The sequence below is a fragment of the Vibrio sp. Isolate34 genome, assembly GCF_022397915.1.
Classification (GTDB): domain Bacteria; phylum Pseudomonadota; class Gammaproteobacteria; order Enterobacterales; family Vibrionaceae; genus Vibrio.
In genome coordinates this window covers 41,222-57,010 of the sequence record NZ_JAKEUO010000011.1, presented here as the reverse complement: position 1 = coordinate 57,010, position 15,789 = coordinate 41,222, and the positions used below count along the sequence as shown (strand labels likewise).

At 45.8% G+C, this 15,789-nt stretch carries 12 protein-coding genes; 7 read left to right on the top strand and 5 right to left on the bottom strand.

From position 1 onward, the window contains the following. Window positions 1-9: 9 nt before the first annotated feature. From infC to L1D22_RS13195, 3 genes are all read right to left on the bottom strand, one after another. Entirely contained in the window at window positions 10-561 is a 552-nt protein-coding gene (gene infC, locus L1D22_RS13205) for a translation initiation factor IF-3 (protein ID WP_080566530.1), read from the bottom strand. A 2-nt stretch (window positions 562-563) separates the two neighbouring features. Next, complete coding sequence (gene thrS / locus L1D22_RS13200) at window positions 564-2,492, bottom strand: threonine--tRNA ligase (RefSeq protein WP_176681003.1); 1,929 nt, start codon at window positions 2,490-2,492, stop codon at window positions 564-566. A 379-nt stretch (window positions 2,493-2,871) separates the two neighbouring features. Further along, window positions 2,872-3,615: a sporulation protein gene (locus tag L1D22_RS13195; protein WP_239830136.1), complete on the bottom strand. Its 744-nt coding sequence runs from the start codon at window positions 3,613-3,615 to the stop codon at window positions 2,872-2,874. A gap of 181 nt (window positions 3,616-3,796) precedes the next feature. Here L1D22_RS13195 and hutC point away from each other — a divergent pair, with 181 nt between their 5' ends. The 6 genes from hutC to L1D22_RS13165 all read left to right on the top strand — a co-directional run bounded on the left by hutC (window position 3,797) and on the right by L1D22_RS13165 (window position 11,155). Further along, on the top strand, window positions 3,797-4,510 hold the full coding sequence (gene hutC / locus L1D22_RS13190; protein WP_239830135.1) for a histidine utilization repressor: 714 nt from the start codon (window positions 3,797-3,799) through the stop codon (window positions 4,508-4,510). 113 nt (window positions 4,511-4,623) lie between these two features. Continuing rightward, complete coding sequence (gene hutI / locus L1D22_RS13185; RefSeq protein ID WP_239830134.1) at window positions 4,624-5,868, top strand: imidazolonepropionase; 1,245 nt, start codon at window positions 4,624-4,626, stop codon at window positions 5,866-5,868. Beyond that, window positions 5,855-6,880, top strand: coding sequence for a formimidoylglutamase (gene hutG, locus L1D22_RS13180; protein ID WP_239830133.1), 1,026 nt, complete (start codon window positions 5,855-5,857; stop codon window positions 6,878-6,880). The genes hutI and hutG overlap by 14 nt, the downstream gene beginning before the upstream one ends. A gap of 86 nt (window positions 6,881-6,966) precedes the next feature. Further along, a complete protein-coding gene (gene hutU / locus L1D22_RS13175; protein ID WP_239830132.1) occupies window positions 6,967-8,661 on the top strand; it encodes a urocanate hydratase in 1,695 nt (564 codons plus the stop codon). A gap of 14 nt (window positions 8,662-8,675) precedes the next feature. Next, complete coding sequence (gene hutH, locus L1D22_RS13170) at window positions 8,676-10,208, top strand: histidine ammonia-lyase (protein WP_239830131.1); 1,533 nt, start codon at window positions 8,676-8,678, stop codon at window positions 10,206-10,208. Between the two features lie 221 nt (window positions 10,209-10,429). Continuing rightward, window positions 10,430-11,155 (top strand): DUF3581 domain-containing protein, encoded by a 726-nt coding sequence (locus L1D22_RS13165; RefSeq protein WP_010438254.1) that lies wholly within the window; start codon window positions 10,430-10,432, stop codon window positions 11,153-11,155. 140 nt (window positions 11,156-11,295) lie between these two features. Here the strand turns inward: L1D22_RS13165 and L1D22_RS13160 are convergent, their stop codons facing one another. Both L1D22_RS13160 and L1D22_RS13155 read right to left on the bottom strand, forming a co-directional pair. Further along, on the bottom strand, window positions 11,296-11,757 hold the full coding sequence (locus L1D22_RS13160; protein ID WP_239830130.1) for an isoprenylcysteine carboxylmethyltransferase family protein: 462 nt from the start codon (window positions 11,755-11,757) through the stop codon (window positions 11,296-11,298). A gap of 67 nt (window positions 11,758-11,824) precedes the next feature. After that, entirely contained in the window at window positions 11,825-14,860 is a 3,036-nt protein-coding gene (locus L1D22_RS13155) for an FAD-binding and (Fe-S)-binding domain-containing protein (protein ID WP_239830129.1), read from the bottom strand. Between the two features lie 222 nt (window positions 14,861-15,082). Between L1D22_RS13155 and L1D22_RS13150 the strand changes: the two genes are divergently transcribed. Continuing rightward, window positions 15,083-15,766 carry a DUF3334 family protein gene (locus L1D22_RS13150; RefSeq protein ID WP_132763326.1) on the top strand — a complete coding sequence of 228 codons (684 nt, stop codon included), beginning with the start codon at window positions 15,083-15,085 and terminating at the stop codon, window positions 15,764-15,766. The last annotated feature ends 23 nt before the right edge of the window (window positions 15,767-15,789 follow it).

Here is a 15,789-nt window from a genome sequence, read left to right as displayed (position 1 = left end):
AGCCGTTAATTACTTCTTTTTAGGGGCCAATACCATGATCATCTGGCGACCTTCAATTCTCGTTGGGAAAGATTCGACTACTGCAAATTCTTCAGTATCCGCTTTCAAACGATTAAGAACGTCAACACCGATGTCTTGGTGAGCCATTTCGCGGCCACGGAAGCGAATTGTTACCTTCACTTTGTTGCCGTCTTCTAGGAAACCAGTCAGGTTGCGTAGTTTTACCTGATAGTCTCCAATATCAGTTCCAGGACGGAATTTAACTTCCTTAATCTGAACCTGTTTTTGCTTCTTCTTCTGCTCTTTCGCAGCTTTGCTCTTCTCGAAGAGGAACTTACCGTAGTCCATCACACGACAAACTGGCGGCTCGGCGTTAGGGCTGATCTCTACAAGATCCATACCAGCTTCATTTGCAGCTTCCATCGCTTCAGCGATTGAAACCACACCAACAGCTTCGCCGTCAGCGCCAGTTAGACGCACTTCACGAACGCCACGAATGTCACCGTTTAAACGGTGCTGGTTTTGTTTGGCCGGTTGTTGGCCACGTCTTCCGCCTTTAATAGCTATTCCTCCAGATTGAGCTTACGGCTTGAAACCTCAGCTTGGATGTATGAAATAAAGTCATCCACTTTAAACTTGCCAAGGTCTTTACCTTTACGTGTACGTACTGCAATTTCGCCGGCTTCCATTTCTTGGTCACCACACACAAGCATGAACGGTACACGTTTCAAAGTATGTTCGCGGATTTTAAAGCCAATCTTCTCATTTCTCAAGTCTGCTTTGACTCTAAATCCACTTTTTTGCAGTTTTTTCGTAATTTCTTGTACATATTCAGACTGTTTGTCTGTAATGCCCATTACAACTGCTTGTTCTGGCGCCAACCACGTTGGGAAGAAACCAGCGTATTCTTCAATAAGAATACCGATGAAGCGTTCTAGTGAACCTAAAATCGCGCGGTGGATCATAACTGGCGTGTGACGCTCGTTATCTTCACCTACGTAAGTAGCACCTAAACGTTCTGGTAATGCAAAATCGAGCTGCACTGTACCACATTGCCATGCGCGGTCCAAACAATCATGCAAAGTAAATTCAATCTTAGGTCCGTAGAACGCACCCTCGCCTTCTTGAATCTCGTATGCAATCTCTAATGCTTCTAGCGCTTGCTTAAGGTCAGCCTCTGCACGGTCCCACATTTCGTCTGAACCTACACGCTGTTCTGGACGAGTAGATAGCTTAACAACAATGTTTTCGAAACCGAAAGTTGTGTAAGTATCGTAAACCATATCAATACAAGCTTTAACTTCTTGTTGAACTTGGTCTTCAGTACAGAATACGTGAGCATCATCTTGAGTGAAGCCACGAACACGCATGATGCCGTGAAGTGCGCCAGACGGCTCGTTACGGTGACATGAGCCAAACTCAGCCATACGTAGCGGTAGATCACGGTAAGATTTCAAACCTTGGTTGAAGATTTGAACGTGACCAGGACAGTTCATTGGCTTGATAGCGTATTCACGGTTTTCTGAAGAAGTAGTGAACATTGCTTCTGCGTACTTATCCCAGTGACCAGAGCGTTCCCAAAGAACACGGTCCATCATTAATGGGCCTTTAACTTCTTGGTATTCGTACTCAGTCAGTTTCTGACGAATAAATACTTCTAGCTCACGGAAGATAGTCCAACCGTTGTGGTGCCAGAACACCATGCCTGGTGCTTCTTGCTGCATGTGGAATAGGTCAAGCGCTTTACCGATTTTACGGTGGTCACGTTTAGCCGCTTCTTCTAGGCGCACAAGGTGAGCTTTAAGCGCCTTCTTGTCGTGGAATGCAGTGCCGTAGATACGTTGAAGCATCTTGTTGTCACTGTTACCACGCCAGTAAGCACCCGCTACGTTAAGTAGAGTGAAGTGCTGGCAGAAGCTCATGTTAGGCACGTGTGGACCACGACACATATCGATGTATTCTTCGTGGTGGTACAGACCTGGACGATCGTCTTTAGAAACGTTCTCGTCCAAGATTTCAATCTTGTAAGTTTCGCCGCGAGCTTCGAATGCGTCGCGCGCTTCCTGCCAGCTAACTTTCTTCTTAACAACCTGGTACTTGGTCTTCGCTAGCTCTTTCATGCGCTTTTCGATCTTTTCTAGATCTTCTTGCGTTAGAGAGTGCTCAAGGTCGATATCGTAGTAGAAACCGTTATCGATGGTAGGACCGATCGCCATTTTCGCTTCTGGAAAAAGCTGCTTAACCGCGTGGCCTAAAAGGTGAGCACAAGAGTGACGAACGATCTCAAGGCCATCAACTTCATCTTTAGCTGTGATGATTTCTAGGCTTGCATCGTTTTCGATAAGATCACAAGCATCAACACGCTCGCCGTCTACACGACCAGCAATGGTTGCTTTCGCAAGACCAGGACCGATTGATAGGGCAACATCTAGAGTTGATACAGGGTTGTCAAATTGACGCTGACTACCGTCAGGAAGAGTAATAATTGGCATTATTTGTCCTTTACAGTGGTGTTGCACACCAAGCAACACATGAAAATGTTTAATATATGTTTGTCAGTCAACGAGTATGTTGACCGGAGATATATGCATAATAAAGATACCCACATAGAAGCAAATACAGATGCCCCATTTGTGAGTAGCCAAACATTGTAACGAAATAATATGAAATGACAATGTTAGTCCCGCAGCACCACAAAACTATATGACTGAAATGTCTCTTCTATAATAGATCCTTCTAACGCCTAACCCATAGCTCAATCAGTAATTCGTTGGCTTTATCTACAATACAAAAAAACCGAACGTTTAAGTTCGGCTTTAGAAGTCATATTGTACTTATTATTAGACAAAGCGACTACTAACAGAGAGGTAACTACGCACTCATGATTCTTGAAACTGCATTGCGAATATCTGAGTCAGCTGCATTAGCTGGCAGGCTGAATGAGATGTATTGGTCACCGCGGAAGCTCAGTGAGCGGTCAATTTCGGCTAAGCAGTGAACCATAGAACCATCTACGATGAATGACAGCTCGATTTCTTTGTTATTCATGAAGCCGCCGCTGCGAAATTCAATCTCTTGGTAACAACCCGAACGTGAAGCAAAGTTGTTGCCTTTCAAGAAGCCCTTCTCTACATCAGCTTTCACCATTGCCATGCCCGATGCTTCGACACCTTGGATGATTTTAGCGACTGTTGGCAGTGGATGAACGGAGATAAAGTCGCGGTCTTTAGGGTCAATCGCGAAGCCGATATCTAAGTTGGTTTCTACCCACACATGACATTGATTCATTTGTGCGTTCAACGCAGTGACTGGCGTTTCATCATTCAGTTTTAGACGGAATGGAACCAGTTTGGTTTCGCCCGGTTGGATAACGAAAGGCTCTACAGCTTGAATACGACCGAGTGAAAAGGTTTCGTAACTGGTGCTGTCTTCTGTTTCGACTTTCACTTCTGTGTTGAGAACTAAGTTGATCAGGTCGATTTGTTGCTCAACGTCGCCACCCATGATGTGAACATTGCCAGACAACTCGCCACCTTGGAAAACGTCAATATTATCTAAGACGGTATCAACTTTTGCTGCACCGATGCCCAACGAGGCCTTTAATTTCTTAAACATATTATTTCCCTTTCTAATTATCTGATTTACTAATAGTTATTGCGTGACAATTTGCGACACTTGCCTCACAGAATCAAGCAATTTGCCCCATCTATATTGAATAAGGCCACATTGCCCGAGGAAATGTTGAAATCGTGAAAAAATCCGTTACTCTATTTGTATAGTCAAATAAGGTTTCATTATGTCGAAAGCGCCGCTCTACCTTCAGATAAAACAGTTCATAGACGACAAGATTAGCAATGGTCATTGGCCGGTGGGTTATCAAATTACCACCGAACTCGAACTCACAGAGCAGTTCAATGTGAGTCGAATGACGGTGAATAAGGCAATTCGAGATCTTGTGTCTGAAGGCAAGCTCATCAGGAAGCCAAGACTGGGCACTTTTGTGTGTGAGCCAGAGGAAAAAGCGCAATCTCCCCTACTTGATATCAACAACATCGCCCAAGAGATCAAAGACCGTGGCCAAACTTACACAAGCCAAGTGATCAAACACGATAGTATCAAGGCTGATGAAAGCACCGCTACACGGTTAGGTATGATGATCAATGCGGAAGTCTTCTATAGTGAAATCATCCACTTCGCCGACAACACACCGATACAGCTAGAAGCTCGCTGGGTAAACTCACAAGCGGCTCCCCAATACTTAAAACAAGATTTTTCAACCTCAACGCCAAATGAATACCTTTCCAAAAGTTGCCCGTTGAGTGCGATTGAACACACGGTCGAAGCCATAATTCCAGACTCCAACATCCGCCAAGCACTAAAGCTAACGGAATCAGAACCTTGCTTGCTTCTTAATAGAAGAACATGGAGCAAGGAGCGCCTTATCAGCTTTGCATTACTCTACCACCCTGGCTCTAAGTACAAATTAAGCTCTAAGATCGTTTTAGATTAAAGAATATCATCCTGATCGTCGATCACATTTTTGCAACATCAACTTGATTCGGGTCAGTATTTATCCTATTTATTTGTATATACATTTATTGTTTAGCAAAGATCTAGGTGATTATGAATTTGATCCTCAAAAATGCACGAGTGGTCTCGATGAGCTCGGGAACTGACGGTTATCAACCTTCTTCCCCGCAAGATATCGTTATCGAGAACGGTAAGATCGTATCCCTGTCACACTCAAGCGATGAGTCACTTCATTGTGAAACGGCGAGTGCTAGCCGCTCTGTTGATCACATCATCTACGACTGCAAAAACAAGCTCGTCACACCAGGGCTGATTGATTGCCACACACATCTGGTGTTTGCTGGTAATCGTGTCAATGAATTTGAACAACGTTTAAATGGTGTCTCCTACACCGACATCGCAAAACAAGGCGGTGGTATTTTAGCGACGGTAACGGCGACACGAGCCGCACAAGAATCCGAACTGGTTGAGATGGCGCTGCCTAGATTAGACGGCCTGCTAAGAAGTGGTGTCACCAGCGTTGAAGTAAAGTCTGGCTATGGCTTAACGCTTGATGACGAGCTTAAGATGTTACGTGCTGCTAAAGCCTTAGAAAACCACCGTCGTATTAAGATCACCACCACGCTACTCGCAGCACACGCTGTACCACCAGAATATAAAGAACAACCCGATCGTTACGTCGATCTGGTATGCCAAGAGATCATTCCTAAAGCCGCAGAGCAAGGACTCGCCGATGCAGTTGACGTGTTCTGCGAATCTATCGGCTTCAATTTAGAACAAACCGAACGTGTATTTGCAGCAGCCAAAGAACACGGACTAGCGATTAAAGGCCACACAGAACAGCTTTCGAATATGGGTGGTAGCGCACTTGCAGCAAAATACGGCGCACTCTCTGTTGATCATGTTGAGTACTTAGATGCAACCGGGGTAAAAGCGCTGGCGGAATCAGGTACAGTCGCCACCTTATTACCGGGCGCTTTCTACTTCTTGAAAGAGACTCAACAGCCACCAATTGCCCTACTTCGCGAGCACAATATCCCAATGGCAATTGCGACCGATTTAAACCCCGGCACTTCTCCTTTTGCGGATTTAACACTGATGATGAACATGAGCTGCACTCTGTTTGGCACAACCCCAGAAGAGGCATTACGTGGGGTGACTTGCCATGCAGCCGCTGCCATTGGCGAGTCGCAAAACAGAGGCAAAATTGAAGTCGGTTATGCCGCTGATTTGGCTATCTGGAATATCGAGCACCCTGCAGATCTAAGCTATCAAGTTGGCGTACCTCATTTGCATAAACGCATTGTTAATGGCGAGGTATGTCATGACTCAATCTAAATCCAACAGCACTAATACAGTAGCCACTACTCACAACTTTGTATGGACGGGACGTAATGACCTTGAAGATGGAGAACTTGGCACCCGAGTTCATCACATCACCAGCCAAGTCAAAAATGGCGATTTGAATGACCAACTGTCCAAGAATGCTATCGCCTTGGTTGGCTTTGCTAGCGATGCAGGTGTTGCAAGAAATAAAGGACGCGTGGGCGCGAAACAAGCACCTAACCTTATTCGCCAAGCGTTAGCCAACATGGCTTGGCACAGTGATACACATATTGCTGATCTTGGTGATGTTGAATGTAACGATGGTCAATTAGAAGTCAGCCAAAAACAGTGTGCTGCTGTGATTACCAATGCTCTATCAACCAACAAAGTGATTACCCTTGGCGGTGGTCACGAAGTGGCTTGGGCTTCTTTCCAAGGCCTCGCTGAACATCTTCACAGAACTCAACCAGAGCACAAACCTAAGATAGGCATCGTTAATTTTGATGCTCACTTTGATCTTCGTGAATTTGAAAGCGACATCGCCGACGTTAAACCTAGCTCAGGCACGCCATTCAACCAAATTAGTGATTACTGCCATGCACACCAGTGGCCATTTCATTACGCGTGTCTTGGCGTTAGCGCAGCTAGTAATACCAAAGCGCTATTCAACAAAGCCGACCAACTAGGCGTTTGGTATGAACACGACCGCAACATGACTCAAGTAAACCAAGTCGCCCAACTGGCTAAGTTACAAAAATTCATCGCTGAGTGTGATTACCTCTATCTCACTATTGATCTCGATGTCTTCCCAGCGGCGACTGCGCCGGGCGTAAGTGCACCAGCGGCAAGAGGCGTGAGCTATGAAGCGCTCGCTCCTTTTCTAGAACAGATTTTCCAACACAGCGAAAAACTCATTATCGCGGACATTGCGGAATACAACCCAGACTATGACGTTGATGGCCAAACGGCTCGATTGGCGGCTCGTTTGTGTTGGGATATTGCCCGTGCAATGGCCAGTGAATAAGCCAGCTATATAGATAAATAGATAAATACAACTACAACTACAACTACAACTACAACGATATAACGTGAAACAGAAGGAATTTCAAAATGACGGAACACCACAACAGTGACCCTCGTCTCGACACGACTCGCGAAATTCGCGCACCTTATGGCACCACTTTGCGCGCAAAATCTTGGTTAACAGAAGCACCCCTTCGTATGCTAATGAACAACCTAGATCCTGATGTGGCAGAACACCCACATGCACTGGTTGTGTATGGTGGTATTGGTCGCGCTGCGCGTGATTGGAAATGTTACGACAAGATTGTTGAAGTATTAGAGCGTTTAGAAGACGACCAAACATTACTTGTTCAGTCTGGTAAACCTGTAGGCGTGTTCCCGACTCATAAAAACGCACCTCGCGTATTAATCGCTAACTCGAACCTTGTTCCACACTGGGCAAACTGGGAACATTTCAACGAGCTCGATAAAGAAGGCTTGATGATGTACGGCCAAATGACCGCAGGTAGCTGGATCTACATCGGTTCACAAGGCATCGTTCAAGGTACTTACGAAACCTTTGTCGCTATCGCGAAGAAACACTTCCAAGGCGAAGCAAAAGGTAAATGGGTACTTACAGGTGGCCTTGGCGGCATGGGTGGCGCTCAACCTCTTGCAGCTACCATGGCTGGCTTCTCAATGATTGCGGTTGAATGCGATGAATCACGAATCGATTACCGCCTGCGTACTGGTTATGTAGACAAGAAAGCCACCAGCCTAGATGAAGCGATGGCTATTATTAAAGAGTCTGACACACCTATTTCTGTTGGCCTGCTAGGTAACGCTGCGGATGTTTTCCCTGAGTTAGTAGAGCGCAACATCACACCAGATGTCGTTACTGATCAAACCTCTGCCCACGATCCTCTGAATGGTTACTTGCCTCAGGGTTGGACGATGGAGAAAGCCGCACAAGAGCGCACCATTGATGAAGCAAAAGTCGTGAAGGCAGCTAAGCAGTCCATGGCGATTCAAGTTCAAGCGATGCTGGACCTGCAATATCGCGGCGCTGCAACCGTGGACTACGGCAACAACATTCGTCAAATGGCACTAGAAGAAGGCGTAGAAAACGCGTTTGATTTCCCAGGTTTCGTTCCTGCATATATTCGTCCATTGTTCTGTGAAGGTATCGGTCCATTCCGTTGGGCTGCGCTGTCTGGTGACCCAGAAGACATCTACAAAACAGACCAGAAAGTAAAAGAACTGATTCCAGACAACCCACATCTACACAACTGGCTAGACATGGCGCGTGAACGCATTCAGTTCCAAGGTCTACCGGCGCGTATCTGTTGGGTTGGCTTGAAAGACCGTGAACGTTTAGGCCAAGCATTCAATGAAATGGTGAAAAATGGTGAGCTGAAAGCACCAGTTGTTATTGGTCGTGACCACCTAGATTCAGGTTCTGTTGCAAGCCCTAACCGCGAAACAGAAGGCATGATGGATGGATCAGATGCCGTATCAGATTGGCCACTATTGAACGCACTGCTAAACACAGCAGGCGGCGCAACTTGGGTTTCTCTACACCACGGCGGCGGCGTTGGTATGGGCTTCTCGCAACACTCAGGTATGGTGATTTGTTGTGACGGTTCTGAAGATGCATCGCAACGTATTGCTCGCGTACTTCACAATGATCCAGCGACAGGCGTTATGCGTCATGCGGATGCGGGTTACGACATTGCTAAGCAGTGTGCGAAAGAACAGAAACTTGATTTACCTATGCTAAACGAAGAACTTCGTCGCCTTTAATGTCTGGAGAAAACATGTTGAATTTATTACTTAAACCAGGACTTCTAGGCCTACCTGAACTTCGCAAAATTAGCCGTAGCCCTGTGAACTTATCACTCGACCCAGCGGCTATTCCAGATATTGAAGCGAGCATGCAGGTTGTCGAACAAGTGATCGCTGAAGATCGCACGGTTTATGGCATCAATACTGGGTTTGGCTTACTAGCGAACACCAAGATTGCACCAGAGGATCTCGAAGTTCTACAGAAAAGTATCGTGCTTTCTCACGCTGCGGGCATCGGTAAATTCATGTCTGATGAAACCGTGCGTTTGATGATGGTACTGAAGATTAACAGCTTGTCTCGTGGCTACTCAGGTATCCGACTCAAGGTGATCAATGCTCTTATCGATCTAGTGAATGCGCAGGTTTACCCATGTGTGCCACAGAAAGGATCAGTAGGCGCATCTGGCGACCTTGCTCCCCTCGCCCACATGAGTACCGTTTTACTTGGTGAAGGCCAAGCTCGACACAATGGCAAAATCATTACTGGTCTGGAAGCGATGAAGATCGCAGGTCTTGAGCCAATCACACTCGCACCGAAAGAAGGTTTAGCGCTACTAAACGGCACACAAGCTTCAACGGCCTTTGCACTAGAAGGCCTATTCGCAGCAGAAGATTTATTCGCGTCTGCAACGGTATGTGGTGCTATGTCTGTTGAAGCTGCGCTAGGTAGTCGTCGCCCGTTTGATCCTCGAATTCACCGCGTTCGTGGTCATCGTGGCCAAATGGATGCAGCCCTTGCTTACCGCCATATGCTTGATCAAAAGAGTGAGATTGGTGAATCACACACTTGCTGTGAAAAGGTTCAAGATCCTTACTCGCTGCGTTGTCAGCCTCAAGTGATGGGCGCTTGTCTACAGCAGATCCGTAATTCAGCAGAAACGTTAAACGTTGAAGCGAACTCAGTATCTGATAACCCGCTTGTTTTCGCTGACGATGGCGACATCATTTCTGGTGGTAACTTCCACGCAGAACCCGTCGCAATGGCTGCGGATAACCTTGCGTTAGCCATCGCAGAGATCGGTAGCTTGTCAGAGAGAAGAATGGCACTGCTAATAGATAGTGCACTAAGCAAACTTCCACCTTTCTTGGTCGATAATGGCGGCGTGAACTCAGGCTTTATGATTGCTCAGGTAACGTCTGCGGCATTGGCAAGCGAGAACAAAACACTGGCTCACCCGGCTTCTGTAGACAGCTTGCCAACGTCCGCTAACCAAGAGGATCACGTATCGATGGCAACCTTTGCGGGTCGTCGTCTTCGTGACATGGCAGAGAACACTCGTGGAATCTTGGCGGTTGAGTATTTAGCAGCAGCGCAAGGATTGGATTTTAGAGCGCCAAGCCTCTCTTCACCTCGAGTAGAAGAAGCGAAACAGATCCTGCGTGAAAAAGTCAGCTTCTACGACAAAGACCGCTACTTCGCACCTGATATCGAGCAAGCAAATCTACTGCTCAAGTTATCAGTGCATAACCATCTAATGCCAGAAGGCCTACTGTGTAGCTTCTAAGGTTTAACGAAATAACTCGTCATATAAACAGGGGCTATTGATTAGCCCTTGTTGCATTGAATCCAAGTCCTTATTCACCTCAAACCCCCTCAAAATCGTCACATACCATCCAACGTATTTATCTAATCGACTGATATATAAGCAAAGTTAACTGGATAGACCATTAGAACGAAGTTAGTTAGCTATAATCCACCCCAGATTTGATGACTAATAGCGATACTATGTTTCTGACACCTTACTTTTCTACTGAAGACAATCAATTTCAATTCACTCGTGAACAAGCTAGCCACTTTGCTAAAAAAGTAGCTGCTGACTTCAACCCAATTCACGATGAAGACAACAAGCGCTTCTGCGTGCCTGGTGATCTTTTGTTTGCAGTTCTCCTGCAAAAAGAAGGCATCAGCCAAAAAATGCGTTTTGATTTTTCAGGTATGGTTGGTAACGGTATTGCGCTAAGCGTTGATAACAAGTGTGAAAAAGAAAGCTCACTGGTTGACGAGAAAGGCAAAGAGTACCTGCACATGTCGTGTGAAGGTGAGAAAAGCCACGATCAAGCATTCATTGAGCATGTAGTAACGAACTACGTTAAGTTCTCTGGTATGAACTTTCCACACATCATGGTTCCTCTTATGGAAGAGCAGCAAATGATGATCAACTGCCAACGCCCTCTTGTGATTTACGAGAGCATGGAAGTTGAATTTACTCGCCTAGACCTATCTCACCCTGAAGTTGAATTCTCCGGTGCAACTTTTGACGTTGAAGGCAAACGTGGCATCGTGACCCTGAACTTCGATTTCAAAGAAGATGGCGAAGTCGTGGGTAAAGGCGTGAAGCGCATGGTAGCAAGTGGCCTTAAGCCATACGACCAAGCTTCTGTAGACGACCTAGTAAACCGCTTCAACGAGCGCAAAGAGATGTTTCTAGCTCAGTTCGCAGCAGCCGCTTAATCGGCACTCTTATTTACACCACTTGATGTAAATAGCTCTAGAACAAGATCAATAAAGCCCAGCTTGATATCCTCAAGCTGGGCTTTTTAGTTTTCAGTTTTGACTACACTAAACCACTCAAACCTGTGCTCAGATAGGCATTAAATCCAACGCCTAACCTTTTGTTTGTAATCAATATATTCAGCGCCGAACAATTGCTCTAGGGCACGCTCTTCTGGCTTGATCTGGAATTGATTCATGTAAATCACGAATACGAAGCTGAGTAATATACTGAAGATGTTTTGGAAGTAGTAGCCAACGCAGAATAGTAAAATGAACAGCCCTAGATACATTGGGTTTCGGGTGTAGCCGAAAATGCCGCTGTCCACGACTGCCGAGGCGGTTTCAACTTTGATCGGGTTAACGGTGGTTTTCTGTTTTCGAAACTCCCATATTCCAGATAATCCGACCACGCCGCTCAATGCGATTCCAACACCTAAAACGATGAGCTTATAAGGCAATGCTATTGCCGCCGTACTTAGTTGTTGAGCGCAGAAATAAGACGCAACAATTACCAATATAAACAGAGCAACCGGAGGTACTTTTAACTCAAGAAATCTCATAGCTTTCCTTATTAACAATTCCATTGTTAGTTTAGAAAAAAGCCCAGCAATTGCTGGGCTAAATAGTTTAAAGAATTTTTGCGAGCGCCTGTAATGGATGGGCAAGCTTCTCACCCTCAAAACGCTTCACTTGGCTTCGGCAGGAATAACCCGTCACTAAGCAACGCTCTTTTGGTAAGTCTTGCATCCTTGGCTTCCAACTTAGACCGTATATATCTTTCGACATTTGCAGCTTATCGACCTCGTGCCCGAAGGTACCCGCCATACCACAACAGCCGACAGGAACGCTGGTAAGTGCAGCACCAAAGTGTTTGAAGATAGCGCCCCACTCTTTTTCAGCGTTTGGCATCTTGGTCTTCTCGGTACAGTGGGCAAACAAGTACCACATTTCTTCACTTGCAGAACGAGCTTCAAAATCATCGAGCGATGGCATTAACCATTCATGCACGGTGAGCACATCAAAGTCGCCACGCTTATCCGCTAAGATCTCGACGTACTCATCTCGGTAACAAAGCACCAGTGCAGGGTCGACACCCACTAAAGGAATACCGATATCAGCGACCATCGACAAGAAATCAGACGTCGACTTAGCCTCACGTGCAAAACGACTTAAGAAGCCTTTAATGTGCAGTGCTTTACCATTTGGTTTAAACGGCAATAACACCGGTGTTTTGCCAAGCTTCTGAGCCAAGGTAACGAAGTCTTCAACCACCTCTGCATCATAGAAGCTAGTAAACGGGTCTTGGACGATCAATACATGCTGCTTCTTCTCTTCCGAAGAAAGCCCTTCTAAGTATTGAATATCGAATAGTTGCAGCTCTTTACTTGCCAAACGATTTTTTAGCGTAGGCACCGACATCAATGGTGCATCGACATAACCGACCGTTTTCGCTGTTGCAGATTGAACCCACTTTTGACCCAATGCAGCATTCACTACTTTTGGCGCTTTCGCCATCAGTGGCAGCATGGTTTCAATGTTTGCCACCAAGTAATCTTTCGCCGGGCGTTGGTAACGTGAGTAATAGATATTTAAGAATCGAGAACGGAAACTCGGCACATCAACTTTGATCGGACATTGGCTCGCACACGCTTTACATGCAAGACAGCCGTTCATCGCTTCGTGCACTTCATGTGAGAAGTCGTACTCATGGCGTTTGTTCATCGTGTTGCGAACACGTTCCACCATGGTTTTAACCGGCGTATTGTCCTTCAGCGCCTCTTGCTCTAAATCGAGAATATCGATGCCTTGCTCCGTTAACTGACGCAACCATTCTCTCACTAAACCAGCACGGCCTTTAGGTGAATGACGACGGTCAGCCGTGACTTTCATTGAAGGACACATTGGCGAGCTCGTGTCGTAGTTGAAACACAAACCGTTACCATTACATTCCATGGCTTGTTTGAAGCTATCACGAACTTGTACGTCGATCTGACGATCATAAAAGCCACGCTTAGTATCGGTAACTTTCACCAATTCAGCGTCGCTTTCTAAAGGCGTACAGATCTTGCCTGGGTTCATCTTGTTGTGCGGGTCAAACGCTGCTTTAACACGTCTTAACTCAGTAAACAGCTCTTCACCAAAAAAGTCTGGCCCATATTCAGAACGGAAACCTTTACCGTGTTCACCCCACATCAAGCCGCCGTATTTCGCCACCAGCTTAACCACTTCATCAGAGACTTCGTGCATCAGTGCTTCTTGCATCGGGTCACACAGATCAAGTGCCGGACGAACGTGTAATACGCCCGCATCAACGTGACCAAACATGCCGTAGTTCAGCTCTTTTGAATCGAGCAGCACTCTAAATTCAGAAATGAAGTCCGCCAAGTTTTCCGGTGGAACACAGGTATCTTCAGCAAAAGCGACCGGTTTAGCTCGGCCTTTCGCCGCACCTAATAGACCCACCGCTTTCTTACGCATGTTGTAGATTCGGCCAATACTCGCCAAATCACTGCACACTTGGAAGCCAATCACGCCTGCTTCTTCGCTTTCAACCATGGTTTCAAGTCGTGCCGTCAGCGCTTGAACTTGTTGTTCAACTTCCGCTTCATCTTGGCCTGCAAACTCAACCATGTTGATGCCAAGCATCTCTTTGTTTGGAACATCAGTCAGCAAATCGCTCACGGTGTGCCAAACAATGTCTTGCTTCGCTAGGTTCAATACTCGTGAATCTACCGTTTCAACAGACAGTGCTTTCGCTTCCACCATAAACGGTGCATTACGCAGTGCAGAATCAAACGTGTTGTATTTCACGTTAACCAGTGTACGAGCTTTTGGAAGCTTCGTTAGATTCAGCTTTGCTTCTGTAATGAATGCTAAAGAACCTTCTGCGCCACACAGGACACGTGTCAGGTCAAAGCTGTCATCTTGTTCGTTGATTGCATTCTTTAGATCGTAACCAGTTAAGAAGCGGTTCAACGGAGGGAATTTATTTAGGATTTGAGCACGCTTGTCACGACAAACAGCCTCAGTTACCGAAAGCGCATGGTGAGCAAATTCACCTTCAGCGGGCAAGCCGTGTGATAAATCAGATTCTAGACATGAACCGTCTGCGAATACCGCTTGCAGCGACAACACGTGATCAGACGTTTTGCCATACTTCAATGACCCTTGGCCAGAAGCATCGGTGTTTATCATGCCACCCAAGGTTGCTCGGTTACTGGTTGATAGGTCAGGAGAGAAAAAATAACCATAAGGGCGAACTGCATCATTCAATTGGTCTTTAACGACACCAGACTGAACTCTTACCCAGCCTTCTTTCTCGTTAATCTCAAGAATCTTATTCATGTATCGAGAAAGGTCAACCACGACACCTTTTGTTAAAGATTGTCCGTTGGTTCCGGTACCACCGCCACGAGGGGAAAAAGTCACGCGTTCGTAAGCAGATTTAGAACCCACTTTGCCGAGCAGCACAACGTCTTGAGTTGTTTTAGGAAGGATGACCGCCTGCGGCAATTGCTGATAGACACTATTATCAGTCGCCACAGCCAAACGGCTAGAATATTGAGATTCAATGTCGCCAGTAAAGCCCGCTGTTTTTAGTTCATCTAAAAAGCGTACAACAACTGGATCGACATCAGCATTGAGTTGAAGTCTTGGTAACATTTGCTTCCTGCCCCTACTTCGCTGATCCTATCAGCATTGGGTTATCTGAGATTTTTAATAATTTTCTTTGAATTTCGTCACTTTACTACTATTAAGATCATATAAAAAGGTGATCAAATCAGAATCTCAGTGCAAGAATGGAGAAATAGTCACTTTCGTCTTAATTCGGTAGCAATATACTGAATAACATTTTGTTTAAGACATCTCCATGAGCACATCACAATGAAAAAAAACAAAACAGTCACAACTGAAGATATTCTTCTTAAGCTATGCCAATCAGTCTCAAGCGTACTCACTTCAGCGACGGCTTCTCAGGTGTCCTATTCAGCCATGGTTCAAAAGATCAACAAGACAAGTCTGAAGCCAGATTTCGGTTGTTTTGTTCTTTTTGACGGCGGTTTTTCTGGTCTTGTTGTTATCAATTTTACGTCGAAAGCCGCACTAGAGATCTATACCAATTACATGCGTAACATGGGCATGCCTGAAAATGAGCTAGCCGTGCTGCATACGTCTGACGAAGTGGGCGATGTATTGGGCGAATTGATGAACCAACTGGTGGGTGATTTCACCAATAAAATCCGTAAAGAGCTACAAACCAACATCACTCAGAACCAACCAAAGATGCTAGCACTGAACAAGCAAGTAAACCTTTCTGTTGATACCAACCTGGATCGCCCACAAGCTCGTCGTGTTACCTTCTCGACTCAAAACAACAACATCTTCTACCTCGAGCTTGCGATGGATAAGACAGAATTCATCCAATTGGAAGAATTTGAAATTGCGGAAGACGAATGTCCAGACAGCATCCTAGAAGCGACTCAGAAAAAAATGCAGGAAGAGAACAAGCCAGCACAAAGCTCAGGCAACGACTCTGCAGCAGATCTGCTCGATGAACTAGGTATCTAGTTTGCGAATGCTCTAGTCATTCT

Coding starts and splice junctions, on each gene's coding strand:
- L1D22_RS13195 (WP_239830136.1), bottom strand. CDS start 3,615: ATGTTTAAGAAATTAAAGGCCTCGTTGGGCATCGGTGCAGCAAAAGTT.
- hutH (WP_239830131.1), top strand. CDS start 8,676: ATGTTGAATTTATTACTTAAACCAGGACTTCTAGGCCTACCTGAACTT.
- thrS (WP_176681003.1), bottom strand. CDS start 2,492: ATGCCAATTATTACTCTTCCTGACGGTAGTCAGCGTCAATTTGACAAC.
- hutC (WP_239830135.1), top strand. CDS start 3,797: ATGTCGAAAGCGCCGCTCTACCTTCAGATAAAACAGTTCATAGACGAC.
- L1D22_RS13155 (WP_239830129.1), bottom strand. CDS start 14,860: ATGTTACCAAGACTTCAACTCAATGCTGATGTCGATCCAGTTGTTGTA.
- hutI (WP_239830134.1), top strand. CDS start 4,624: ATGAATTTGATCCTCAAAAATGCACGAGTGGTCTCGATGAGCTCGGGA.
- L1D22_RS13160 (WP_239830130.1), bottom strand. CDS start 11,757: ATGAGATTTCTTGAGTTAAAAGTACCTCCGGTTGCTCTGTTTATATTG.
- L1D22_RS13150 (WP_132763326.1), top strand. CDS start 15,083: ATGAAAAAAAACAAAACAGTCACAACTGAAGATATTCTTCTTAAGCTA.
- hutG (WP_239830133.1), top strand. CDS start 5,855: ATGACTCAATCTAAATCCAACAGCACTAATACAGTAGCCACTACTCAC.
- hutU (WP_239830132.1), top strand. CDS start 6,967: ATGACGGAACACCACAACAGTGACCCTCGTCTCGACACGACTCGCGAA.
- L1D22_RS13165 (WP_010438254.1), top strand. CDS start 10,430: ATGTTTCTGACACCTTACTTTTCTACTGAAGACAATCAATTTCAATTC.